Here is a 25537-nt window from a genome sequence, read left to right on the forward strand (position 1 = left end):
AGGGCGGATGCCTAAGGCTTTTTTGGCCAGCTCGGCACTTCGCGGCGTGCGCCGGTAGTGACGGCCTGGGCGGGCAACTCGCCCCAGCTGCCCTGCCCGCTTTCAGGGTCGGCCTGCTTGCCGGACGATCCGGGCGGTGGCGCTTCCGGGTTTTGTGGCGGCGGGGCCGGCTCGCGCCGCCGATGACGCAAGGCAAACTCGGCGACCGCGTCGATGTCCTGTTCTTCGATCCGGTCGGCACCACGCCATGCCGCATGGGCGCGCGCGGCCCGCAGCCAGACCAGATCGGCACGCATACCGTCGACCCCCGCAGCAAAGCAGCGCTCGGTGATCATTGCCAATGACTGGTCATCCAGCTCGATACCGGCAAGCAGTTGACGCGCCTGCTCACAACGAAGCTTCAAGGCGTCCTGCTGCGCTTGCCATTGCTGGCAAAACATAACCGGATCGCTGTCGAAATCCAGACGGCGACGGATGATCTGGCTGCGCTCGGCAGGCAGAGTCTGGCCACTCAATGCGACATTCAGGCCAAAGCGATCCAGCAACTGCGGGCGCAATTCACCTTCTTCCGGGTTCATGGTGCCGATCAGTACGAAGCGCGCGGCATGGCGATGGGAAATACCATCCCGCTCGACCAGATTGACACCGCTGGCCGCAACGTCCAGCAACAGGTCGACCAGATGGTCGGCGAGCAGATTGACCTCATCGACATACAGCACGCCACCGTCGGCCTTGGCCAGCACGCCCGGAGAGAAGCGCGCGCGGCCTTCGCTCAACGCGGCGTCCAGATCCAGCGTGCCGACCAGACGCTCTTCGGTAGCACCCAGCGGCAAGGTGACGAACTGACCGCTGGCCAGCACATCGGCCAGCCCCCGGGCCAGCGTCGATTTGGCCATGCCCCGAGGCCCTTCGATCAATACGCCACCGATGCGCGGGTCGATGGCGGTCAGGCACAACGCCAGCTTCAGGTCATCGGCGCCGACCACAGCGGCCAGCGGAAAATGTGGAGTTTCGGTGATGTTCGGGTCAGGCAAGGTCATCAGTTCTCTTCTATGTCCAAGAGCAGGTCTTCAAGCGCCTGCTGATACTCGCCCGGCTCCTGCCAGAGGCCACGCTGCTGGGCTTCGAGCATGCGCTCGGTCATGTCGCGCAAGGCATCGGGATTGTGCTCGGCGAGAAAATCGCGAGTGGTCGGGTCAAGCAGATAGGCGTCGGCCAGCAGCGCGTACTGGTGATCATCGATCAGCTCGGTGGTCGCGTCGAAGGCAAACAGGAAATCCACGGTCGCGGCCATTTCGAACGCACCTTTGTACCCATGACGTCTGGCCCCGTCGATCCATTTCGGATTCGCTGCGCGCGAGCGTATCACCCGGTTCAGCTCTTCCTTCAGGGTGCGGATTTTCGGCAGGTCCGGCTGGCTGTGATCGCCATGGTAACTGGCGGTCTTCTGCCCGCTGAGGGTTTCCGAAGCCGCGAGCATGCCGCCTTGAAACTGGTAATAATCGTTTGAATCAAGCAGGTCGTGTTCGCGATTGTCCTGATTCTGCAGCACGGCCTGCACCTGAGACAGACGCTGGGCAAAGCGCTGACGCGCAGGCGTACCTTCATCGGCAGCGCCATAGGCGTAGCCGCCCCAGTTCAGGTAAACCTCGGCAAGGTCCTCACGGCTCTGCCACAGACGGCCGTCGATCGCGCCCTGCACGCCAGCACCATAGGCACCGGGCTTGGCGCCGAAGATCCGCCAGCCCGCCTGACGTGCCGCCTCGTCTTCACTCAACCCTTCGGCGATAAAACCTTGTCGTTCTTCTCGCACCCTGGCCGCCAGCGGGTTCAGGTCGTCCGGCTCGTCCAGCGCAGCAACTGCCTGCACCGCAGCGTCGAACAGCTTGATAAGGTTGGCGAAGGCATCACGGAAAAAGCCCGACACCCGCAATGTCACGTCCACCCTTGGGCGGTCCAGAAGGCTGACCGGCAGAATCTCGAAATCATCGACCCGCTGGCTGCCCGTCGCCCAGACCGGGCGTACGCCCATCAGCGCCATCGCCTGAGCGATATCGTCACCACCGGTGCGCATGGTCGCCGTGCCCCAGACCGACAGCCCCAACTGACGCAGATGGTCGCCATGGTCCTGAAGGTGCCTTTCCAGCAACAGGCTGGCAGACTGGAAACCGATACGCCACGCCGTGGTGGTCGGTAGGTTGCGGACATCCACGGTAAAAAAGTTACGACCGGTGGGCAGCACATCCAGGCGCCCCCGACTCGGCGCGCCGCTGGGGCCTGCCGGGACGAAGCGGCCGTTCAGTGCATCGAGCATGCCCTGCATTTCGCCGGGGCCGCAGGCGTCCAGACGCGGCGCGACCACTTCACGCAGGCTGTCGAGAATCAGTGCCAGATCATCGTCGACCGGCAGGTCGTGCAGCGCTTCGCCCTGTGTCACGCGTTCGATGAGCGCAGCGGCGTAAAGCTCAAGCCGTTCACGCGCATCACCGGCAGTGCGCCACGGGTCACTGCTGACCGCCAGCAACGCAGCAGGACGCGCGCCGGCCCAGGGTTCGGCCAGTTCGCAGTCCAGCGGGTCGAAATCCAGACCGAACGCTTTGCTCAACGCCCGTAACAGACTCGACTGCGCGCCGCGCCCGTCGCCACGCGGGATGCGCAGCAGGGCCAGCAAGGTGTCGGTGCGCAGGCGGCCTTGCGGTGACTGACCGAAGATGTGCAGGCCGTCGCGAATCTGCGACTCCTTCAGATCACACAGGTAAGTGTCCAGACGCGGCAGCCAGAGCGCCGCATCGGCGTCGCTGTCGAGGTTTTCGCCCAGGGCCAGCTCGCGGTCGATATGGGTTTCACGGACCAGTTCAAGAATGTCCCGTTGCAACTCGCGCGCGCGGCGCGGATCAAGCAGTTGCGCCTCATAGAACTCGTCGGCGAGCAGTTCCAGATTGCGCAGTGGGCCATAGGTTTCCGCGCGGGTCAGAGGCGGCATCAAGTGATCGATGATCACCGCCTGGGTGCGTCGCTTGGCCTGTGCGCCCTCGCCCGGATCGTTGACGATGAATGGATAGATGTTCGGCATGGCACCCAGTACAGCGTCCGGCCAGCAGGTTCGGGAAAGGCCGACGCCCTTGCCCGGCAGCCACTCAAGGTTGCCGTGCTTGCCGACATGCACCACGGCATGCGCGCCGTACGCCTTGCGCAGCCAGAAGTAAAACGCCAGATAACCGTGGGGCGGAACCAGATCCGGGTCGTGGTACACCGCGCTGGGGTCTACCTGGTAGCCACGCGCAGGCTGAATGCCAACAAAGGTCAGGCCAAAGCGCAGACCGGCAATCATCATCCTGCCACTGCGAAACATCGGATCGCCGTCCGGCGCGCCCCAACGGGCATTCACGGCATCACGGTTTTCCTGCGGCAGCTCGTTGAACGCCGCCAGGTATTCCTCCAGTGCCATGCTTTGCTGGCAGGGCCGCAGGTCAATGCTGTCCAGATCATTGGTCACACCGCCCAGCAGTTGCTGGATAAGCTCGGTGCCGCTGTCCGGCAATTGTGCCAGCGGATAACCCTCGGCCTGCATGGCGCGCAGGATGTTCAGCGCCGCAGCAGGCGTGTCGAGCCCCACACCGTTGCCGATCCGCCCGTCGCGGGTCGGATAGTTGGCCAGGATCAACGCCACACGCTTGTCGGCGTTGGGCAGCCGCGCCAGTTCGATCCAGCGCCGCGCCAGTTGCGCGACAAAATCCATCCTGTCCGGCTGGGCGCGGTAACACACCACGTCCGACTGGCTGCGCTCGCTGCGCCAGGCCAGATCCTTGAAACTGATTGGCCGACTGATGATTCGCCCGTCCAGCTCCGGCAAGGCAATGTGCATCGCCAGATCGCGCGCACCAAGGCCCTGTTCGCTGGCCTGCCAGGCAGGTTCGTTGTCCTGCGCGCAGATCGCCTGAATGACCGGCACGTTGCGCCGAAACGGGCGCAGATGCGGCGCTTCCGGACTCGACTGGGCAAAGCCTGTGGTGTTGAGGATCAGCTCGGTTTCAGCCTCGTCCAGCCAGTCCTCCACCTGAGTGAAACAGCCGGGCTCCTTCAGGCTGGCCACGGCTATGGGCAGCGGGTTGATGCCCTGCGCCTGCAAGCGCGCACAGAACTCGTCGATAAAACCGGTATTGGCGGCCTGCAAGTGCGAGCGGTAGAACAGCAGCGCCACGACGGGCTGTCCTGCAACCCAGTCGGCTTGCCAATCGGTGAGCTGCGCACTTGCCAGTCGAGGGTGGTAAATGGCTGTGCGTGGCAACGGTTGGGGCTCGGTCCAGGAATAGTCCCGGTCCAGCCAGCGACTGGCCATGCAACGATACATTTCCAGCGCATTCTGCAAGCCGCCCTGACGCAGAAACTGCCATAGCCGGTCGCGTTCTGCGGCAGGCACCGTGCTCAGGTCGCTCAGTTCAGGATCAGGGCGGTCATCACCAGGCACCAGAATGACCTGAACCCCGCGCGCCGCCAGCTCCATCAGCCGCTCGACGCCGTAACGCCAGTAACCGATGCCACCGTGCAGGGAAATCAGAATGACTTTGGCGTGGCGCAGCACCTCATCGACATACAAGTCGACAGAGGCGTGATTCTGTACCTGCATCGGGTTGGCCAGACGCAGGCTCGGGTAGTCGTCAGGGAGCTGCCGGGCAGCTTCGGCCAGCAGCGCCAGGCTGGAGTCTCCGCTACAGAGAATCACCAGCTCGGCCGGGGTCTGGCCCAGATCGGCAATGCTGTCGTCGGGTACGAAACCGCCGGGCTGGGTTCTCAGTAAATGCATGGGGTCAGCCGACAACTGCAGCGTTGAGCTGCGCTTGCAGGGCCACGGCATCCAGCTCCTGACCAATCAGCACCAGATGCGTGGCGCGCTCTTCGTCGGCGCGCCAGGCGCGGTCGAAGTGCTTGTCAAAACGCGTACCCACACCCTGGATCAGCAGGCGCATCGGCTTGCCGGGAATGGCCGCGAAGCCTTTCACGCGCAGAATGCCGTGCTGCACGACCAGTTGATTCAGTGCGTCTAGCAGCACCTTTTCATCGGCCTGAGGCAATTTCAGGGAAATAGAATCGAAAGCATCGTGATCGTGGTCATCATGATCGTCATCGTCGTGATGATCATGATGGGTCTTGCGACCATCGATGTGCAGCTCGGACTCGGCGCCAACACCCAGCAGCACGCTGATCGGCAGACGACCGCTGCTGGCTTCAATCACCTTGACGGCTGGCGGCAGTTCTTCGGCAACTTCGGCACGCACCGCTGCAAGACCTTCGGCGTCGATCATGTCGGCCTTGTTGAGGATCACCAGATCGGCGCTGGCCAGTTGATCAGCGAACAGCTCGTGCAGAGGCGACTCATGGTCCAGATTCGGGTCGAGTTTGCGCTGCGCATCGACCTGATCCGGGAACGCAGCAAACGTACCGGCCAGTACCGCAGGGCTGTCGACGACAGTGATCACCGCATCGACCGTGCAGGCGTTGCGAATTTCCGGCCACTGAAAAGCCTGAACCAGCGGCTTGGGCAATGCCAGCCCGGAGGTTTCGATCAGGATGTGGTCCAGATCGCCACGACGCGCGACCAGTTCGCGCATGACCGGGAAGAATTCTTCCTGCACCGTGCAGCACAGGCAGCCGTTGGCCAACTCATATACCCGGCCGTTGGCCTCTTCTTCGGTGCAACCGATGGTGCACTGCTTGAGGATTTCTCCGTCGATGCCCAGCTCACCGAATTCATTGACGATGACCGCGATGCGCCGCCCTTCGGCGTTGTCGAGCATGTGCCGCAACAGGGTGGTTTTGCCCGAGCCGAGGAAGCCGGTGACGATGGTGACGGGAAGCTTGGCCAGTGTTTTCATCAGGTGCCCTTTGGCAATGCGGCGGGCAAACAGGACGAGAACCGCGTGCCTGGCACACGGATCGGATCGCCACCGGATCACCCCGCCCGGTTGTAGTGAGAATTCGCAGGCTTTTTGGTCAGCCCGGTTCGAGGCAGGTCTCCTGGCTCACGGCGGCATGGGGCAGGCAATGAAGACCGCTCCGACACGCATTCATCGCGCCTTCCCGCCGCAGCAGTGGCTGTGCAATGAACCTCACCGTTTACAGTTGCGGGGGCAGCTGCGGCGTGTACCGCATTCCCGTCTTAGCTCCATGTGTAACGCTTTACGCATGGAGAACCTCGAGCCGGCAAGGCTACGCAGTGACCGCAGACAGGTCAATCGTTCAGATTGACGATCCCCCGCCGCCCATGCTCTCCTGTACGCCTTGTTTCGGGTGCCCCTCACGGGGTGAAACGGGAAACCGGTGCGCTCACGCTGTCGAGCAAGTCCGGTGCTGCCCCCGCAACGGTAAGCGAGAGAAGGTCTGATCCACTGTGCCACGGCATGGGAAGGTGACCTTGCAGGCCTTGAACGTACGACGTTTGAGCCCCTCGCGAGCCCGGAGACCGGCCCGACATCGTTGCAATGACAAACCCGCGGTGGGCGGGCGCAGTTGAAACCTCTGGCGTCTGCCGGCAGGTTCCTTCGCGCGTGGCCCGCTTGCCAATCATCAAGAGGGATCGCCATGTCGACCATCAGCAGCAGCAGCCACGCCGCCGCCACCAGCTCCACCCGCACTCAACGCCTGACAGCCGCCATCAGCGCTGCGCTGCTGGGTGCCTGTCTGGTGTACTTCGCCGGTTTCTCGCACATCGCGGCCGTACACAACGCCGCACACGATACCCGTCACAGCGCTGCCTTTCCTTGCCATTAAGGACTCCACAATGTTCAAGCGAATCGCACAAACTGCCGGGTTCACGGGCCTGCTTGCGGCCCTGCTGCTGACCGTGCTGCAAAGCTTCTGGGTGGTGCCACTGATCCAGCAGGCCGAAACCTACGAGAACGCAACTGCCGAACAGGCCCATGAGCATGCCGACGGCGCTGATGCCGAGCACAGTCATGCGCATGACCAAGCGGCCTGGGAACCTGAAAACGGCTGGCAACGTGTGCTGTCCACCACGGGCGGCAATCTGGTGGTCGCGGTAGGCTTCGCCCTGATGCTTGCCGGGCTTTACACCCTGCGCGCGCCGGGTCGCACAGTGCAAGGCGTATGGTGGGGGCTGGCCGGTTTCGCGGTTTTTGTGCTCGCGCCAACGCTTGGCCTGCCGCCTGAATTGCCAGGCACTGCTGCCGCCGAACTGAGTCAGCGTCAGGCCTGGTGGATAGGTACGGCCGCATCGACTGCCGCCGGGCTGGCCTTGCTGGTATTTGGTCAGAACTGGCTGCTCAAAGTGCTGGGCGTGGCGATTCTGGTCGTTCCTCACGTGATCGGCGCACCACAGCCGCTGGTCCATCAGAGCATGGCACCCGAAGCTCTGGAATCGCAATTCATGCTTGCCTCACTATTGACCAACGCGCTGTTCTGGGTCGCGATGGGGCTGATCAGTGCCTGGCTGTTCCGCAGAAACGATGCCGACCTGCATCAGGCCTGATTTTCCGACCGTTCAGCCCGGCTCGTCACTGGTGGCCGGGCTGGGCTGTCGCCGCGGTTGCTCTGCAGCGACGTTGCGCGAGCTGATCGAGAACAGCCTTCGCGTGATTGACCTGGAGATTGCCAGCGTCACTGCGCTGGCATGTATCGATCTGAAAGACCAGGAACCGGGCCTGCTTGAACTGGCCGGGCAACTGGCAGTGCCGCTGGTGTTCTTCAACGCCGCGCAACTGGTCGCGTGGGAGCTGCACCTCACCCATCGTTCTGCGCAGGTCTTCCAGACCACCGGCTGTCACGGTGTCGCCGAAGGTTCGGCACTGGCGCTGGCCGCGCAACTGGGAGACGGCACCGCCACCCTGCTGATCGAACGGCAGAAAAGCGCCCACGCCACATTTGCCTTGGCAATCAGCCCTGCGCACAGCGGATAATCTCCCCGCGCTCATCCATTCCGGAGAATTCATTGACTGTCTATTTCATCGGTGCCGGCCCTGGTGATCCCGAGCTGATCACCGTCAAGGGGCAACGCCTGATTCGCACATGCCCAGTCATTATCTATGCAGGCTCACTGGTGCCGCTCGCCGTGCTGGAGGGTCATCAGGCCGTGCAGGTGACCAACAGCGCCGAGCTGCATCTGGAGCAGATCATTGAACTGATAAAGGCCGCGCATGCGCAAGGCCAGGACGTTGCTCGCGTGCATTCCGGCGACCCGAGCCTGTATGGCGCCATCGGCGAGCAGATCCGCCATCTGCGGGAACTGAATATTCCATTCGAAATCATTCCCGGCGTCACCGCGACCGCTGCCTGCGCTGCGCTGCTGGGCGTCGAGCTGACCCTGCCGGATGTTTCGCAAAGCGTGATTCTGACTCGCTATGCCGACAAGACCTCAATGCCCAGCGGCGAGGAGCTGGCCAGTCTGGCCAGCCACCGGGCAACCATGGCGATTCATCTGGGGGTGAACAACCTGCAGCGGATTGTCGACGAGCTCGTTCCACATTACGGAGCCGATTGCCCGGTTGCCGTGGTGCACCGTGCCAGTTGGCCGGATCAGGACTGGGCAGTTGGCACACTGGCGGATATTCAAGACAAAGTGCAGGCCAAAGGCTTTCGCCGCACGGCATTGATTCTGGTCGGACGTGTGCTTGCCGACGACACCTTCAGCGAGTCCTCGCTGTACCGCGCCGGGCATGCACACCTGTTCAGACCGAGCTGATATTGGCGAAGGCGATACTCCGGGCGCAGAACACAGCGGATCTGCCCCGGTCGCTGCGAAGCATCTCCCCGTCAGGCAGCCGCCTCATACAACTTCGGCGCAACCACTTCGCCACTTTCCAGACTCTTGCGCAGAATGTCGGCCTGCAATGCAGCCGCTTTCATGGCGCTCTCCTTGATATAGCCATAGCCACGAATTCGCTCCGGCAGACGTGCCAGGTTCAAGGCGGTATGGCGGTTCTGTGCTTGCAGGTGCTGAAGAATCAGCTCGATGTCACGCACGTAACCGTCAATCAGATCCCTCTCCTGTTTGCGCTCAAGGCTGTGACCGAACGGATCGAGCGCTGTGCCACGGAGGAACTTGAATTTTGCCAGTACGTTGAACGCGCGCAGCATCCAGGGGCCGAAACTGCGTTTGCGCGGCAGGCCGTTGTGCGGATCGCGTTTTGCCAGCCATGACGGTGCCAAGTGGAATTCCAGTCGATAATCGCCTTCAAACTGCGCTTCCAACTGACGGGTGAACTCGCCGTTGCTGTACAGCCGCGCTACTTCGTACTCGTCCTTATAGGCCAGCAATTTGAAGTAGTTGAACGCAACCGCCTCAGAGAGCATCGGCTGCTGACCGGGGAACACCCGTGATTCGGTATCGCGCACACGTTGCACCAGCTCCACATAGCGCTTGGCATAGGCGCCGTTCTGATACGCCTTCAAGGTTTCGACATTGCTCTGAATACGCTGATCCAGGTCCATTGGCTGCGGCTCGCTGACCTTCTGCTGCGGATTGACGAAGGCTTCGACCGCCGCAGGATCATGGGCGGTACGACGGCCCCAGAGAAACGCCTGCTGGTTGAGATTGACTGCCACCCCGTTGAGTTCGATCGCCTTTTCGATGGCCGCCGAGGTCAGCGGAATCAGGCCTAGCTGAAACGCGTAACCGAGCATGAACAGGTTACTGGCGATGCTGTCACCCATCAGCCGGGTGGCCAGCGATGTGGCTTCGACAAAGTGGGTTTTCGCAGCGCCGACCGCCTCGATGATGGTCTGCTTCATGGCCTCGGCCGGAAACACCGCATCCGGGTTGCGCGTGAACTCGGCGGTCGGCGTTTGCTGGCTGTTGACCACTGCGTGGGAAATCTTGCTGTCGAGCTTGGCGATTGCATCCGGACCGGCAGCCACCAGTAAGTCACAGCCGAGCAGCAGATGCGCCTCGCCGGCTGCGATACGCACCGCGAACAAGTCCTGCTGGCGCGCTGCAATACGGATATGGCTGACCACCGGGCCGAACTTCTGTGCCAAACCGGCCTGATCCAGCACGCTGCAGCCCTTGCCTTCCAGATTAGCGGCATAACCCAGCATTGCACCGACGGTGGTCACGCCTGTGCCGCCAACCCCCGGCAACAGAATATTGAACGGCCGCTCCAGCGACGGCAGTACTGGTTCGGGCAAGCGAGCGAACGCCTCGACCTGCGTGGGCAATGCAGGCTTGCGCAGCTTGCCGCCATGCACGGTGACGAAGCTTGGGCAGAAACCTTCGACGCAGCTGAAATCCTTGTTGCAGGCGCTCTGATCGATTTCGCGCTTGCGGCCCTGCGCCGTTTCCTTGGGCAGCACGGACAGGCAACCGGATTTGACCCCGCAGTCGCCGCAGCCCTCACATACGGCCGGGTTGATCAACGCACGCTTTTCCAGATCAGGCATGGTGCCGCGTTTGCGACGGCGACGCTTTTCAGTCGCACAGGTCTGGTCGTAGATGATCACCGATACGCCTTTGAACTCACGCAGCTCGCGCTGCACGCTGTCCAGATCACGCCGATGATGGAAGGTGGTAATCGGCGCGAAATCCTGTCGGCTCGGGTACTTGTCCGGCTCGTCGGAGACCAGTGCGATGCGCTGCACGCCCTCGTTGAACACCTGGCGGCTCAGTTGATCGACGCGCAGCACGCCATCGATTGGCTGGCCACCGGTCATGGCAACGGCATCGTTGTAGAGGATCTTGTAGGTGATATTAACCTTGGAGGCCACGGCTGCACGCAGCGCCAGATGCCCGGAATGAAAGTAAGTACCGTCGCCCAGATTCTGGAAGACGTGAGGTGTTTCGGTGAACGGTGCCTGACCGATCCAGGTCACGCCCTCGCCGCCCATCTGGGTGAACGTATCGGTTTCCCGATCCATCCAGATGGTCATGTAATGGCAGCCGATCCCGGCCAGGGCGCGACTGCCCTCCGGAACCCGTGTCGAGGTGTTATGCGGGCAGCCGGAGCAGAAATGCGGAGTGCGCTGGGTGGTGAACAGCGGCGCCTGAAGCGCCTGTTCCTTGTCGCTGAGAAACTGCAGACGTGCCTCGATCTGCGGGCTGCTGTAGAACGGCGCAAGACGCTTGGCGATGACCCTGGCGATCATTGCCGGGGTCAGCTCGCTGAGGTTCGGCAGCAGTGAGCGGCCCTGTTCATCGAACTCACCGACCACCACCGGGCGGCGGTCCACGGGCCAGTTGTAGAGCTGCCCGGTCAGTTGATCTTCGATGACACTGCGTTTTTCCTCGACCACCAGAATTTCATCCAGCCCTTCAGCAAAGTCGTGCACCGACACCGGTTCCAGCGGCCAGCTCATGCCGACCTTGAGCACGCGAATCCCGACCCGGTCGCACAGCTCCTGATCGATACCCAGCTCTTCAAGCGCCTGACGCACATCCAGATAGGACTTGCCGGTAGTAATGATGCCCAGCCTGGGCTGTGCTGAATCGATAACCACCTTGTTAAGCTGATTGGCGCGGGCGAAGGCCCTGGCCGCATAGATCTTGTAGGTGTTGAGCCGCGCTTCCTGGGCCAGCGGCGGGTCCGGCCAGCGGATGTGCAAACCGCCTTCCGGCAGTGCGAAATCTTCCGGAATGCGCGTTTTGACCCGCAACGGGTCAACCTCGACCACGGCCGAAGAATCCACGTTTTCGGCAATGGTCTTCATCGCCACCCAGCAACCGCTGTAACGCGACAATTCCCAGCCGATGATGCCGTAGTCGAGAATTTCCTGAACGTTGCTGGGGTTGAGTACCGGAATCATCGAAGCAATAAACGCATGTTCGCTCTGATGGGCAATGGTCGAGGATTTGCAGCCGTGGTCATCGCCCGCAAGAATCAGCACACCGCCATTGGCTGCAACGCCGGCCGAGTTGCCGTGCTTGAAGACATCCCCGCAACGGTCCACGCCCGGGCCTTTGCCGTACCAGAGGGCAAACACGCCATCGTATTTGCCGTGGGGGAACAGGTTGACCTGCTGACTGCCCCAGACGGCCGTAGCCGCCAGTTCTTCGTTGATGCCCGGCTGAAAATGGATGGCGTTTTGTTGCAGGTAGTCCTTGGCGTCCCAAAGGCTCTTGTCCAGATTACCCAGCGGCGAACCGCGGTAGCCAGAGATGAACCCGGCAGTGTTCAGGCCCTGCGCCTCATCGCGCTGCTTTTGCAACATCGGCAGGCGGGTCAGGGCCTGTGTGCCGGTCAGGTACAGATTGCCGGTGGCAAGCCGGTATTTATCATCCAGACGAATATCAGCCAGAGACATGCGGATACCTCTCTTGTTCTTGTCTTGTTCTTATAGGTGTCAGGCTTTTGCGCCGGGACGGTCCAACCCGGCAGCCTTGCCACTAGACTGCCAGCAGCAAAGAGGCTTTTTCTTTCTAAATGCGTGCAAATCTGCTGATATTGAGCATGCTTTTTTCGGCCAGAACAAAAAACAAGGTCAATTCATGCAGCCTAAATTGAGCCCCATCGATCGCAAGATTCTTCGTCTTCTGCAACATGACGCCAGCCTGTCTGCGGCAGAAATCGCCGAACGGGTCGAGTTATCGCAATCGCCCTGCTGGCGGCGCATCCACCGGCTTCAGGAAGACGGAGTGATAGAACGCACTGTCGCCCTGCTCAGCACTCAGAAGCTCGGCCTGAGCATGACCGTGTTTGTCGAGGTCAAGCTGTCGGGCCATGGCCGGCGCTATCTGGCCGAATTCGAAGAAGCGATCATCGGCCACCCGGAGGTGCTGGAGTGCTACACCATGGCCGGAGGGATGGATTTCATGCTCAAGGTGGTTGCTCAGGACATCGCCAGCTATGAGCGCTTTCTGCGCGATCATTTGCTGCAGTTGCCGCACGTACATGAGGCCCATTCGAACATTGCCATGAGCACGGTGAAACGCACCACGGAGTTGCCGCTGGACTAGAGGGTGTCGGGTGGGAACGAAAAAGAAAAATCCGCCGAGCAGGCGCTGGCGGATTATCTGTATCGATGAGGGCAATAAAAACATTTGACTTGCAAATGATAATGATTATTATTGCATCAGCGGGTCGCGAGATCCGCTGGATAACCTGGAAGTCTTAGGTCGGCTTCCTGATTATCTCCTCATCAGGCTAATCACGGTTTTTGACCCGGCTTTTTGCCGGGTCTTTTTTTTGGTTCTTTCTTTTGGTTTCGCTGCTTCAGGCTAATGAAGTCTGGGTACTGCGCAGGTGTGTAGCAATGGCGCGGATCATAGCAAAGCAACCCTGATACGGGTTATGTTTTTGCAGCGAAAATGGCCGGATACGGCATATAAAAAAGTAAATGCTGCAACTTTTCACTTGAGAATGATTCTCGTATTCACTAGTCTACCCTTGTCACGGACGATGCCAGTCATTGCAAGGAACAATCCCCATGGAAGATCAGCGAGCGATACATCATGAGTAATCAGCTCCCTTCTTTGCTGCACCTCCCCGCCCGCCTGCCTGAGCCGCAACCCACGCCGCAGGTCATCGAACTCGGCCACCGGCTTGGCAAGCTTTCGCGCCGTACCCGGCAGATATTCCTGCTCAGCCGGCTTGATGGTCTGGCGTATGCCGACATCGCTCGCTTCATGGATGTCGATATCGCCCGGGTAGAGCGCGCGATGCTTCGCGCACTGGGCAAGGCACATCTTCAGAGCACCGATGACAGCCGTGCCATTCAGGATCAGGCCAGCCGCTGGTATGTGCACTTGCAGAGCCCTGCTGCAACGGCCAGTGAACGCATCGAATTTCGCCACTGGCTGGACGCCGATGCCGCACACCTTTCAGCGTTCCAGAACAGCGAACGCATGTGGCGCCAGTTACAGGCCCCTGCCTTGTTGCTCGGTGCGTCCGGCTGGCATCGACGCAAGCGTCGTGCCTATCTGGTGTGGTGTCTGCTGACGGCATTCATCTGCAGCCTGATGGTCACAGCCGAGGCTATTTCCTGACACAGGATGACCGTTGCGATGAAGTTTACGTCGCAAGGTGCCCGGTTGATCGGTGTACAGTAGCGGTCTTAAAAGGCATCTACGTACGCAGGCACCTATCTTGACCCTCACGATCAGTTCAGATTTCGACAGCGGCAATATTCAGGTTCTCGACGCAAGCGACCCGGCGCATATAAGCCTGGCGATCCGGCCCGACACGCAAAGTGCGCATTTCCAGTGGTTTCATTTCAAGGCAGAAGGCCTGAACGTCGGCCAGACCTATGGTTTCAGCCTGACCAATGCCAGCGAGTCCACCTTCAACAGTGCCTGGACCGGCTACAACGCCGTGGCGTCCTACGACCATGAGAACTGGTTTCGGGTCGCGTCTGATTTCGACGGCAAGGCACTGAACTTCAGCCTTGCGCCTGATCAACCGCAGGTCTGGTTTGCGTACTTCGAACCCTACAGCCGTGAACGCCATGACTGGCTGATCGGACAGGCCCAGCAAAAGGCCGGCGCACACTTGCTGGCTGTCGGCAAAAGTGTCGAAGGTCGTGATATTCAGTTGCTGCGCAAAGGTGACGGCACCGAAGGCAAGCGCAAGATCTGGATGATTGCCCAGCAGCATCCCGGCGAGCACATGGCTGAATGGTTCATGGAAGGCGTGATCGAACGCCTTCAGCAAAAAGACGACGCAGTGCTGCAGCAATTACTCGCCAACACGGACCTGTATCTGGTGCCTAACGTCAACCCGGACGGCGCCTTTCATGGCCACTTGCGTACCAATGCCAACGGCAAGGATCTCAACCGCGCGTGGCAGGACAGCACTAAAGAACAAAGCCCGGAAGTCTTCTTCATCAAGCAGCAGATGGAAAAATACGGCGTGGACATGTTCCTCGACGTGCACGGTGACGAGGAAATCCCCTACGTATTCACCGCCGCGTGTGAGGGCAACCCGGGGTACACCGCGCATCAACGCCAGCTTGAAGAGCGCTTTCGCAGCCGTCTGTGCGAGGTTAGCGACAGCTTCCAGACGGTCTACGGCTACCCGCGCAGCGCGCCCGGCCAGGCCAATATGAACCTGGCGGCAAATGCCGTGGGCGAACGCTATAAATGCCTGGCGCTGACGCTGGAGATGCCGTTCAAGGACCACGATAACGCGCCTGACCCGGTGACAGGCTGGTCAGGCAAACGCTCGGCGCAACTGGCCGGGGATGTATTGACCGTGCTGGCCGAGATGGTTAACGACCTGCGCTGAAGGCTCCCGCCTGTCGGCAAGCCGAAATGCCCACTTAAACGTGGGCATTTTTGTTTTTGCTGGCTGTACGGCGCACGATCAAACTCGCCAATGCGATTAATGCCAGCGTGATCACCACTGCTCCGTAGACATTGCTGGTCATCACCAGCCCTGCCGAGTGGGCAAAGCACCCGGCAACCAGTGCCGGTATGCAGAAGGCCAGGTAGCTGAGTACCAGAAAGGCTGACATCAGCCCACCCCGCTCATGGGCATGCGCGGTTGGCATGAGCATCCGCAGTGCGCCCAGAAAACTTGATCCGAAACCGATGCCCGCCACCACGGCACCGACGAAGAACAGCCACAACATGCCCAGGTTGACCGCCAGCAGAATGACCGCCACACCGAGCGGCAAAAAGCTTGCGCCTACCCACAATCCCAGCACCGGCTCGCGCTGACGCAAGCTCAGAATCGCCAGCGCGCCACTGAGCGTCAGCGCCGCAACCGCCAGGCCACCGTTGAGTGGCGAGTTCGAGCCAGTCGCCGCTGCCAGCAAGGATGGGCTCAGCGACAGAAAAAAGCCGCCCAGTGCCCAGGCTGCTATATCCACCGGCAGTACCAGCCATAACATGCGCCGCGACTGCTGCGGAACGTGCAGCGATGGCTTGAGGGATTGCCAGACGCCTGGCTGGCGGCTGACGGTTTCTTCCACTCGGCCAAGGTAAATCGCTTGCGCCACAAAGGCGGCCAACAGGAAGCAGTAACCCAGCACCAGTGGTAACGGCGCGAACTGCACCAGCAGTGCCGTGCCCAGCGCCCCCACCGCCATGCCGAGCATGGGCGAGATGCTGTTGATCAGCGGCCCTTTGACTGAATCGCTGTCCAGCAAGGCAGCCCCCAATGCACTGGCAGCAAGTCCTGTAGCAAACCCCTGCAACAGACGCGCGGCCATCAGCCAGCTAACATCGCTGGCAAAAATGAACAGCAACATCGAAACGATTTGCAGCAGCAAGGCACCGAAAATCACCGGACGCCGCCCCAGGTAATCAGACAACGAGCCACCGATCAGCAAGGCGGCCAGCAGGCTGAATGCATACACTGCAAAAATCAGGGTGAGCACGCCGGACGAGAAGCCCCATGCCTCCTGATACAGATGATAAAGCGGCGTGGGTGTGCTGGACGCAGCAAAGAAGCACAGTGTGGTGAAGGCCAGAAACCCGAGATGGCTTCGCGCCCGGCTATCAGACTTGAGGTCTGATAGCGTCGAACCTTGTGAAGGAAGGGACATGAATACGCTCTCCGCCAATGCAACCTGTTAAAGCCATAAATTAGCTTTTGTGGAGTGTGCGACGCAGGAGCGCTTAAAGCAAATACTTTGTGTTAAGGTCCGCCGTATGGCTATCAAAGAAGCAGTACGCACCGGAGGCCGCAGCGCCCGAGTGCAGGAATCCATTCATCGCGCGGTCCGCGACTTGTTGCTGGAGCATGATCGTTCGGCGCTCAGCGTGCCAATGATCGCGCTCCGGGCGGGCGTTACGCCGTCGACCATTTATCGCCGCTGGGGTGACTTGACCACCTTGCTGGCAGACGCCGCCATTGAACATCTGCGCCCTGATGCGCCAATAGATCAAGGCAGTCTGCACCAGGACCTGCTGACCTGGAGCGAAATGTATCTCGACGAAATGTCTTCGACCCCAGGTCGCGCCCTGATGCGTGATGTGGTTGCCAGCACCTCTGGCTGTGTCGGCAGGTGCGCGGCAATGGTCCGTGAGCAATTGCAGGTCATGATTGACCGTGCGACTGCTCGCGGCGAAGCCTCGCCAACCGCCGACGACCTGATTGATGCCATTGTTGCGCCGATGATCTACCGGATTCTTTACTCCGAATCGGCCCCCACGCCCGAACGCGTGCGTCAATGGGTGGAGCGCTGCCTGAGCTGAGGCAACGCTTGCAGCAGTCAGTGGCTGAAACACCCGTTATGATGCGCGCCTTGTACGATATCCATGACCGAGCCTATTCATGCACACCCTCGCAGATCTACGCGCCGGCAAGCTGGCAGGTATCAAACGGCTTGACCTTTCCTGCGGCCTGAGCGAATTCCCGGTCGAGGTATTCGACCTGGCGGACACCCTGGAAGTATTGAACCTCAGCGGCAACTCGTTGACTTCGCTGCCTGACGACCTGTGCCGCCTTACCCGGCTGCGCGTGCTGTTCGCTTCAGACAACGCCTTCACGCACCTGCCGGAAAGCATCGGCCAATGCCAGCAGCTGCAAATTGTAGGCCTCAAGGCCAATCGCATTGAACAGGTCAGCGCCGCAGCACTGCCGCCGCGCCTGCGCTGGCTGATACTGACCGATAACTGTATCGAGTACCTGCCTGATGAACTGGGCCGTCGCCCGGACCTGCAAAAGCTCATGCTCGCTGGCAACCGCTTGCGTACGCTGCCTGCGACCCTCGCTGATTGCCACAACCTGGAGCTGATCCGCATTGCGGCCAATCGCCTGACCGAACTGCCTGACTGGCTGCTGAGCCTGCCTGCCCTGGCATGGCTTGCCTATGCCGACAATCCACTGTGCGCCGAGCACCGGCCTGAGCCGATCCGTCAGATCCCGTGGCATCAGTTGAGCATCGGTCAGCGCCTGGGCGAAGGCGCTTCCGGGATCATTCAGCAGGCGCTCTGGCAGGATGTAAACGATGAGCGAATGACGGCGGTCAAGCTGTACAAGGGCAATGTCACCAGCGATGGCTCACCGCTCAATGAAATGGCCGCCTGCATCGCCGCCGGCCGTCACGCTCACCTGATCGAGGTGCTCGGGCAAATCAGCGGGCATCCCGATCAGCAGCGTGGCCTGGTCATGGAACTGATAGCGCCCGACTTCGGCAATCTTGCCGGGCCGCCGAGCCTGGAATCCTGTACCCGCGATATCTATTCCCGCGAAACACGCTTTTCGCTGCCGGTGCTGTTACGTATTGCCGAAGGCATCGGGTCGGCCACTGCGCACCTGCATGCCAACGGCATCACGCATGGCGACCTTTATGGCCACAACATTCTTGTGCAAGAGGATGGCAACTGCCTGCTGAGCGACTTCGGCGCGGCGTCGTTTCACCCCTCAGCGGTACAGGGAAAGGCGCTGGAGCGCATCGAAACACGGGCATTCGGTATCTTGCTGGGAGAATTGCTGGAGCGCTGCGATGCCGATGAGCAGAATCAGAACGTAATGCAGGGGCTAAAGGCGCTTCAGGCGAGTTGCGTGCAGCCTGATTGCCAGCGACGACCGTCACTGGCGGAGATTCTTCTACAGATAAAAGCATGGAGCGCGTAACGCGCTCCATTACACAGTGATCAGCCTGCAAGACCCACGTAAACGTTCTGCACGTCGTCGTGATTGTCGATGGCTTCGAGAAACGCTTCGACTTCGGCCATCTGCTCCTCGGTCAGGCCGTCCACGGTGCTTTTCGGGCGATAACCCAATTGCGCCGACTGCACGGTGAAACCGAATTCCGGGAGCGCCTTGCAGACTGCGTCCATGTCGGTGGATTCGGTGAGGAACAGCGTCGCGCCCTCTTCACCTGGCTCGAAATCCTGGGCACCGGCTTCGATTGCCGCCAGCTCTGGATCTGCGTCCGGTGAAGCCGGTACGGCCTCGATCATGCCCTGGTACAGAAAGTCCCACGATACCGAGCCCGCAGCACCCAACTGGCCCTTGCGGAACAGCACGCGAATTTCCGAGACCGTACGATTGATGTTATCGGTCAGGCACTCGACGATCACCGGCACGCGATGCGGCGCAAAACCTTCGTAGGTCAGACGCTCGAAGTTGACGCTCTCGCCCAGCAGGCCTGCGCCTTTCTTGATGGCACGCTCCAGGGTTTCGCGCGGCATCGAGGCCTTTTTGGCCTGTTCCACTACCAGCCGCAGACGCGAGTTCATGTCCGGATCTGCGCCAGCCCGTGCGGCGATCATGATCTCCTTGGACAGCTTGCCAAACGTGCGTCCCTTGGCATTGGCTGCCGCTTCTTTATGCTTGACCTTCCACTGTGCGCCCATGTCTGCTCTCTTGATTCGCTAGGCACCTCGCCGCCTGCGTCTGCACGACTGACAGAACGCGGCGCTGGCAAGGCGCTGAAAAAGGGTCACCGGCAAATACCCTGTCCGGCGCGGCGCATTTTATACGCGATCACGGCAGATGAAACCCCCGCCGCGCACATTGCTCGAACGAACTCGCCAAGATGGCTGCCAATCGGGCCGACGGCAATCATCCGCTTTCCATCACTGCTTGTAGTCTTTTTCTGAAAAACCTTGCAGCAATGCTTTTAGGCCAAGGGATTCCGTAACCTGCGCACCCTGATTTTGAAGGTAGAGAGCCCCGCAGATGCGCAAGGACCTGCAAATGCCAATCATACTGGCGATTACCGACTGCCAGACGGATCTGCATGTCATCAGCTTCACCGGCCGTGACGCTCTCAATGAAGCGTATCGCTTCGACATCTGGCTGATCGGCGACCCTCTTCTGGATATGCGCAGCCTGCTGCACCGAGAAGCGTTTTTGAGGTTCGGTGAGCGTCGCAGCGGCGTGCATGGCCAGATCTGCCATGCGGCCCGAATCCACAGTGGGGCTCGCGTGAGCCTTTATCACCTGATCCTGATGCCCAGCCTTGGCAAGCTTGCAGCCCATCGGCACCGGCGCATCTATCAGGATATTGCGCCTCCTCAGTTGATCGCTCAGTTGCTTGAAACACACGGTATTGGCGCAAACGCTTACCGCTTCGAGCACATGAACGGTCTTTACCCGGCCAGACTGCTGTATATCCAGTACGACGAAAGCGATCTGCACCTGCTGCAACGCCTGTGCGAAGAAGAAGGCATTCATTTCCGTTTCGAACATCGTCAGAGCGGCCATCGGCTGGTGTTCTCGGATGACTCTGCAAGCTTTCCGGCACAGCCCGTACCCTTTCGCTTCAAGCGCCAGGAACAGTCAGGCGCATCGACCGGGACGCTCTTGCACATGGCAGAAGTACTGACGCTTCCAGGCGTTTCGCGACAACCCGCTCCAGGCCTGAAACAGACGCAGCCTCCCTCATCAAAGCACGACGAGAACGCCACAACGCCCGCAGCCAATCATGCATTTCAACCGTCAGGCGTTCGCGGCCCAATCAGCCAGGAAGAGGCGCTGAGTCGCCAGCGCGGCATGCGCGAGCTGGAGCGCTTGCGCTGTGAACGGCGCGACGTCGGCGGGCGCAGCAACCGGTCTGGCTTGCGCAGTGGCGAAGTCATACAGGTGCTTGATCACCCGGAGCCATTGCTTAACGATCAATGGTTGCTGACCGAAGTGCTGCACGCGGGTCGGCAATTACAGGTGCTCAGAGGTGCCGCCGCCCATGATGCCTTGGCAATCCTGCGCATCCTCACCGACGAGCAGCGCACATCGCCCGCAGCCGCACAGCTATCAGGCAATGGCTATGGTAACCGTTTCAAGGCCATCCCCTGGGCGATGCCGTTTCGCCCTTCAGCCAGACATTCTCGACCGGCCGCCACAGGTGATCATATAGCCACGCTGCAAGACAGCGACACGTACGCAGAACAGCCCGGCTACCGACCGGTTCGTTTCGACTGGCAAGCGCAACACCACGCAGACCGCCCCAACCCGCGCTGGGCGATGGCGCTGGTCGCCTGCCGCGAGATTCATCAGTTGCTGCCTGGCTCACGCGTACTGGTCCGTTACCTGGACAATAATCCCGAGCGCCCGGTCATCTGCGCAGCCCTGTCACCAGCTGAACACGCGTCGCAAGACAGTCTGTGGCACGGCGACCTGTCTGCAGAACCAGCCGATTGCATTCGTCTTGCGAGCGGCGAGCACCTGCGCGTTACAACAGATAGCGAGTTGATTGTTCACGGGCAGACGGCCGAGCTGCATATTGATGCGCAGCACATCCAGATTCTGGGTCGCGTAGATCAGCAGTCCTTGAAATCCGGCTGGCGCTTGTCGATAAACGCGTTCATGCCCTCCTTCTGATCGTGACTGGCGAAGGCTGCGTGAAACACCCGGCGCTCGAACCGGATGCCTTCGGCCAGACTGACCTCGAACGCGCGGTTGACGCTCTCCTTGACCATCATCGCCACCGGCAGGGACTTGCCGGCGATCACCGCCGCTACCGCGAGGGCTTCCGGCAGCAACTGCTCAAGTGGCACTACCCGCGCAACCAGTCCGGCGCGCTCGGCTTCGTGAGCATCGATCAGGCGACCGGTCAGGCACATTTCCATGGCTTTGGCCTTGCCGACGGCGCGAGTCAGACGCTGCGTCCCGCCCATGCCCGGCAACACACCGAGATTGATCTCCGGCTGCCCGAATCTGGCGTTTTCAGCCGCCAGAATGAAATCGCACATCAACGCCAGCTCACAACCGCCACCCAACGCAAAACCGGCCACTGCCGCCACGATGGGTTTGCGTCGCGTGGCCACCCGGTCACTTTCACGAAACAGGTCGTCAAGGTAGATCTGCGGGTAGGACAGGTCGACCATTTCCTTGATATCTGCACCGGCAGCAAAGGCTTTTTCCGAACCGGTCAGCACGATGCAGCCGATGGCACTGTCTGCTTCGAACTGGTCGAGTGCATGGTTCAGCTCGTCAATCAATTGAGCATTCAATGCATTCAGTGCCTTGGGACGGTTCAGCGTGATCACGCCAACCTTACCTATAATCTCACTTAGAATTGTCTCGTAAGACATTGATAAATATCCTTTTAAATTAATAACCACGCACAGCCATAAAATCTAGAATCTACATTTACAAAAAATCGTAAGCCTTTGAATAAATTACCTAACCAATGATTTCTATGGCGACAGCAGTGGCCTCTCCGCCACCGATACAAATAGCCGCCATCCCGCGCTTGAGCTGCCTGCGCTGCAGGGCCGCCAATAGCGTCACAATGATCCGCGCGCCCGAAGCGCCTATCGGATGCCCCAGCGCGCACGCCCCGCCGTTGACGTTGACCTTCTCGTGCGCAAGGCCCAGCTCACTCATCGCTACCAGCGGCACAACTGCAAACGCTTCGTTGATCTCGAACAGATCGACGTCGTCAAGCGCCCAGCCTGTCTTGCTCAGCAGACGCTGAATGGCACCTATCGGTGCGGTTGGAAACAGGCCCGGCTGGTCGGCAAATGCCGCGTGTGCGTAAAACACCGCCAAGGGCCGCAACCCTCGCCGCTGCGCTTCGGACTGACGCATCAACAGCAGTGCTGCGGCGCCATCGGAAATTGAGCTGGAGTTTGCTGCCGTAACCGTACCGCCCTCGCGAAAAGCGGGTTTGAGCGTCGGGATCTTGTCCGGACGCGCCTTGGGCGGTTGTTCATCGTGAATGATCTGCCTGGACTCTTTACCCACGGTGACCTGCACCGGAACGATTTCGGCGTCGAAATGACCGTCAGCGATGGCCTCCTGCGCGCGGGCCAGTGACGCCAGAGCGAAGGCATCCTGCGCCTCGCGACTGAAACCGTTCAACCCGGCGCAGTCTTCGGCGAAAGTACCCATCAACCGGCCCGGTTCATAGGCATCCTCAAGGCCGTCAAGAAACATATGGTCCAGCACCTTGCCGTGCCCCATGCGGTAGCCATTGCGCGCGCGGTCCAGCAGGTAAGGTGCATTGGACATGCTCTCCATGCCGCCAGCCACTACCACTGCCGTGCTGTCTGCCATCAACAGGTCATGGGCCATGATTGCGGTCTGCATACCAGAACCGCACATCTTGTTGACCGTGCTGCACAACGTCGCATTGCCTAGCCCGGCCCCCAGTGCAGCTTGTCGAGCGGGCGCTTGACCGAGGCCCGCCGGCAGCACACAACCAAACAGCACATGCTGCACGTCTGCACTTTCAATGCCTGCCCGCTCGACGGCTGCGCGGATGGCGATCGAACCCAGTTCTGTGGCACTCAGGCTCTGCAGATCACCCTGAAAACCGCCCATGGGCGTGCGCGCAGCGCTGACAATGACCACTGGGTCTTGATGAAGGGGTGTCCTTTCGATGGACATGATTATCTCCAGTCTTGTTTTTATAGGAACGGTCGAATCATCAACCTGCGGCCTTGCGGACGCAATGGTTGAAACAGGCAGATTAGCGGGTATCCCGGCATTGCGCCCGACAGGACGAATCTCTCATGGCAGACGAGGTCTGAAGATGACTGAACCCGACGCTGGAGCACACGAATGTCGCTACGCCCGATCCGCGCCCTGCTCTCAGGCCTGCTTATTCTTGGTCTGAGCGCGTGTGCACTCATCCCCCATCGAGACCCGCTGACGATCAACGTCGTCGGTATCGAACCCGTCCCCGGGCAAGGACTTGAACTGCGCATGGCGGTCACATTGCGGGTGCAGAACCCGAACGAAACCGAGATCAACTACACCGGTGTGGCGTTGGATCTGGACGTGAACGGCAAGCTGCTCGCCTCTGGTGTGAGCAACCAGAAAGGCACCGTAGGACGCTTCTCCGAGGCAGTGCTGGTGGTGCCGGTCAGCGTGTCGGCGTTCGCCGCCTTGCGCCAGGCGCTGGGGCTCAGTCAGAGCCAGCGTCTGGACAATCTGCCCTATACGCTTCGCGGCAAACTGGCTGGCGGCCTGTTCGGCACGATGCGTTTCAGTGACAGCGGCACGCTGGATTTGCGCCAGGCCGAGGGAGATCCCTGGTAACAAGTGATTATGGGTGGCAATGCCTGTCCGGGTTCTGGCAGGGTAAACGGGACAATACAGGTGGCATGCTTTCTGCTGGCTGACTGCTGCGCATGCCCTGCGTCTCCCCACCCTCAAGGAAGATTTGCCAATGCCCTTGCATAACCCGTCAGCACGCTTTTTCCCGACCTTTCTGGCCCTTGTGATGCTGATGCTCAGCCTGTGCACGGCACCGACATGGGCTGCAGAAAAAAGCGCCAAGCGCGGCATTGCCTACGACGTCGCCCTGCCCGCCGACCTGAGTGCGTTATCTTCGGGCGTGAGCTGGTGGTACAACTGGAGTCCCAGACCCCATGACCGGCTGGCGTCGTACGATTATGCGTCGATGTACGGTGTGGATTTCATCCCGATGGTATGGAACGGCAACGTTGACGACGGTCAGTTGAAGCAATACCTGCTGGCCCATCCCGCCATCCGCTATTTGCTGGTGATCAATGAGCCGAATCTGCTCGACCAGGCCAACATGACGCCCGAAGCGGCGGCCAGCTTCTGGCCGAGGCTGGAACAGATCGCGGCTCAAACCGGCGTGAAACTGGTGGGGCCAGCGATGAACTGGGGAACCATGCCGGGCTACGGCGACCCGGTGGTGTGGCTCGATGCCTTCTACACAGCCTATAGATCAATGAATCAGAATCGGGACCCGCGCATCGATTACCTGGCTTTTCACTGGTACGACTATGGTTTACCGGGAATGCTTGACCGGCTGTCGAAGTACGGAAAACCCTTCTGGGTAACCGAGTTTGCCAATTGGCACGCCCTGGATGACGGTGCGCAGATTGATACGGTCGAAAAGCAGAAGCAGCAGATGGCCGAGATGGTCGCCACGCTTGAACAGCGCCCGGACGTGTTCAGGTACGCGTGGTTCACCGGCCGGATGAACCCGGACCCGCACTTTTCCAGCTTGCTGGACGCTGAGGGCAAGCTGACCGAACTGGGCCAGTACTATCTCTCGCTGCCGTATAGCGAGTGACACTGCGCTGATTGACTACAGGGTCTTCACAGCTGGCAAGCGAGGCTGCGCCGATCTCGGTCAGGCCGCTGATGATGTGCTGGGTATAAGGAAATGACTGATCGGGCTCCAGGACTCTTGCCGAGATCAGAAGCCCCTCCCTGACCAGCGTGTCGACCGCTCCAATACAAACGTGGATGGCCGGCGCACGAGCGTACGCGCGCACCAGCTCCCGGTAGATCTGACCAAACGTAAGTTTTTGAGGTTTGTTCGAGCACGATCGCTTGACGATGCTCAAGATCGCGAGGTCAACGCGTGGACATTCGTAACTCACCGCATTTGCCTTTAACGTAATGAAGCCTGACGCGCAAAACAGTGGACACCCGATACCGTTCTTCCCGACCTGCACAATACACGCTTAACTCTAAATAAAGCTGTTCACAAAGCGTCATTTCTTGCGCACTTCGCAGAACACTCTATTTATTGAAACGCATTAAAAAACAACCATTGAGCCCATCAATAGTTTATAGGAACGACCTGAACAGACTGTAAGTCGCTTATGTTTGACGCACGCAAAAGCGTTAGATTGCAAAGCTTACCAGATCACTAAACCTAACGACAGTTAGGTTTATTAAAAAGCAATTAAAACCTAAAAATCATGATATTTCTAACCAATAAAAGCAGTTTAAACGACAAAATAGCTATTTATCCCTATAAAAATCGT

20 protein-coding genes, 1 pseudogene and 2 riboswitches are annotated in these 25537 nt (G+C 60.1%); of the genes and pseudogenes, 12 read left to right on the top strand and 9 right to left on the bottom strand.

All coding sequences use genetic code 11. The features are described from left to right. Positions 1-11: 11 nt before the first annotated feature. Genes KP808_RS14215 through cobW form a run of 3 tightly spaced genes read right to left on the bottom strand, consistent with a single transcriptional unit; the run spans position 12 to position 5873 of the window. Complete coding sequence (locus KP808_RS14215) at positions 12-1040, bottom strand: ATP-binding protein (protein ID WP_230016344.1); 1029 nt, start codon at positions 1038-1040, stop codon at positions 12-14. Then, a complete protein-coding gene (gene cobN, locus KP808_RS14220) occupies positions 1040-4804 on the bottom strand; it encodes a cobaltochelatase subunit CobN (RefSeq protein WP_230016345.1) in 3765 nt (1254 codons plus the stop codon). The genes KP808_RS14215 and cobN overlap by 1 nt, the downstream gene beginning before the upstream one ends. 4 nt (positions 4805-4808) lie before the next feature. Beyond that, positions 4809-5873: a cobalamin biosynthesis protein CobW gene (cobW, locus tag KP808_RS14225; RefSeq protein WP_122260060.1), complete on the bottom strand. Its 1065-nt coding sequence runs from the start codon at positions 5871-5873 to the stop codon at positions 4809-4811. A 115-nt stretch (positions 5874-5988) separates the two neighbouring features. Next, positions 5989-6211: riboswitch (cobalamin riboswitch) on the bottom strand. Positions 6212-6269: 58 nt separating this feature from the next. Then, positions 6270-6483: riboswitch (cobalamin riboswitch) on the top strand. 96 nt (positions 6484-6579) lie between these two features. Here cobW and KP808_RS14230 point away from each other — a divergent pair. The 4 genes from KP808_RS14230 to cobM are packed head-to-tail and all read left to right on the top strand — an operon-like array spanning position 6580 to position 8695. Then, positions 6580-6768 carry a CbtB domain-containing protein gene (locus KP808_RS14230; protein WP_230016346.1) on the top strand — a complete coding sequence of 63 codons (189 nt, stop codon included), beginning with the start codon at positions 6580-6582 and terminating at the stop codon, positions 6766-6768. A 10-nt stretch (positions 6769-6778) separates the two neighbouring features. Beyond that, entirely contained in the window at positions 6779-7486 is a 708-nt protein-coding gene (locus tag KP808_RS14235) for a CbtA family protein (protein WP_230016347.1), read from the top strand. Then, a complete protein-coding gene (locus tag KP808_RS14240) occupies positions 7464-7913 on the top strand; it encodes a cobalamin biosynthesis protein (protein WP_230016348.1) in 450 nt (149 codons plus the stop codon). The genes KP808_RS14235 and KP808_RS14240 overlap by 23 nt, the downstream gene beginning before the upstream one ends. 32 nt (positions 7914-7945) lie before the next feature. Continuing rightward, complete coding sequence (gene cobM / locus KP808_RS14245; RefSeq protein WP_058402257.1) at positions 7946-8695, top strand: precorrin-4 C(11)-methyltransferase; 750 nt, start codon at positions 7946-7948, stop codon at positions 8693-8695. 71 nt (positions 8696-8766) lie between these two features. Here the strand turns inward: cobM and KP808_RS14250 are convergent, their stop codons facing one another. Continuing rightward, a complete protein-coding gene (locus tag KP808_RS14250; protein WP_230016349.1) occupies positions 8767-12249 on the bottom strand; it encodes an indolepyruvate ferredoxin oxidoreductase family protein in 3483 nt (1160 codons plus the stop codon). A 184-nt stretch (positions 12250-12433) separates the two neighbouring features. On the opposite strand from KP808_RS14250, the gene KP808_RS14255 reads away from it, so the two are divergent. The 3 genes from KP808_RS14255 (at position 12434) to KP808_RS14265 (ending at position 15167) form a co-directional block, all read left to right on the top strand. Then, positions 12434-12901 carry an Lrp/AsnC family transcriptional regulator gene (locus KP808_RS14255; RefSeq protein ID WP_002553253.1) on the top strand — a complete coding sequence of 156 codons (468 nt, stop codon included), beginning with the start codon at positions 12434-12436 and terminating at the stop codon, positions 12899-12901. A 495-nt stretch (positions 12902-13396) separates the two neighbouring features. Beyond that, on the top strand, positions 13397-13930 hold the full coding sequence (locus tag KP808_RS14260) for a DUF4880 domain-containing protein (RefSeq protein ID WP_230016350.1): 534 nt from the start codon (positions 13397-13399) through the stop codon (positions 13928-13930). Positions 13931-14030: 100 nt separating this feature from the next. Next, positions 14031-15167, top strand: coding sequence for a M14 family metallopeptidase (locus KP808_RS14265; RefSeq protein ID WP_230016351.1), 1137 nt, complete (start codon positions 14031-14033; stop codon positions 15165-15167). Between the two features lie 34 nt (positions 15168-15201). On the opposite strand, the gene KP808_RS14270 is transcribed toward KP808_RS14265, so the two are convergent. Continuing rightward, positions 15202-16431 carry an MFS transporter gene (locus KP808_RS14270; RefSeq protein WP_230016352.1) on the bottom strand — a complete coding sequence of 410 codons (1230 nt, stop codon included), beginning with the start codon at positions 16429-16431 and terminating at the stop codon, positions 15202-15204. Positions 16432-16537: 106 nt separating this feature from the next. On the opposite strand from KP808_RS14270, the gene KP808_RS14275 reads away from it, so the two are divergent. Both KP808_RS14275 and KP808_RS14280 read left to right on the top strand, forming a co-directional pair. Then, entirely contained in the window at positions 16538-17083 is a 546-nt protein-coding gene (locus KP808_RS14275; protein ID WP_002553247.1) for a TetR/AcrR family transcriptional regulator, read from the top strand. A 79-nt stretch (positions 17084-17162) separates the two neighbouring features. Further along, positions 17163-18467, top strand: coding sequence for a leucine-rich repeat-containing protein kinase family protein (locus tag KP808_RS14280; RefSeq protein WP_230016353.1), 1305 nt, complete (start codon positions 17163-17165; stop codon positions 18465-18467). Positions 18468-18487: 20 nt separating this feature from the next. On the opposite strand, the gene KP808_RS14285 is transcribed toward KP808_RS14280, so the two are convergent. Continuing rightward, positions 18488-19192: a YebC/PmpR family DNA-binding transcriptional regulator gene (locus KP808_RS14285; protein ID WP_058402250.1), complete on the bottom strand. Its 705-nt coding sequence runs from the start codon at positions 19190-19192 to the stop codon at positions 18488-18490. 325 nt (positions 19193-19517) lie between these two features. On the opposite strand from KP808_RS14285, the gene KP808_RS14290 reads away from it, so the two are divergent. After that, positions 19518-21158: a type VI secretion system Vgr family protein gene (locus KP808_RS14290; protein ID WP_058402249.1), complete on the top strand. Its 1641-nt coding sequence runs from the start codon at positions 19518-19520 to the stop codon at positions 21156-21158. Here the strand turns inward: KP808_RS14290 and KP808_RS14295 are convergent. Next, a complete protein-coding gene (locus tag KP808_RS14295) occupies positions 21098-21871 on the bottom strand; it encodes an enoyl-CoA hydratase (RefSeq protein WP_122259480.1) in 774 nt (257 codons plus the stop codon). The two genes, KP808_RS14290 and KP808_RS14295, sit on opposite strands and share 61 nt — an antisense overlap. Before the next feature lie 91 nt (positions 21872-21962). After that, positions 21963-23171 (bottom strand): acetyl-CoA C-acyltransferase, encoded by a 1209-nt coding sequence (locus tag KP808_RS14300; RefSeq protein ID WP_230016354.1) that lies wholly within the window; start codon positions 23169-23171, stop codon positions 21963-21965. 174 nt (positions 23172-23345) lie between these two features. On the opposite strand from KP808_RS14300, the gene KP808_RS14305 reads away from it, so the two are divergent. Next, positions 23346-23825: an LEA type 2 family protein gene (locus KP808_RS14305; RefSeq protein WP_002553242.1), complete on the top strand. Its 480-nt coding sequence runs from the start codon at positions 23346-23348 to the stop codon at positions 23823-23825. A 184-nt stretch (positions 23826-24009) separates the two neighbouring features. Further along, the gene (locus tag KP808_RS14310) at positions 24010-24834 is read left to right on the top strand and encodes a glycoside hydrolase family protein (protein ID WP_404944499.1); all 825 of its coding nucleotides are present in this window, start codon (positions 24010-24012) and stop codon (positions 24832-24834) included. Positions 24835-24871: 37 nt separating this feature from the next. On the opposite strand, the pseudogene KP808_RS25965 reads toward KP808_RS14310, so the two are convergent. Beyond that, a pseudogene (locus KP808_RS25965) lies at positions 24872-25189 on the bottom strand (hypothetical protein); the annotation flags it as partial. Positions 25190-25537: the final 348 nt, after the last annotated feature.

Source organism: Pseudomonas savastanoi (assembly GCF_020917325.1).
Classification (GTDB): Bacteria; Pseudomonadota; Gammaproteobacteria; order Pseudomonadales; family Pseudomonadaceae; genus Aquipseudomonas; species Aquipseudomonas amygdali.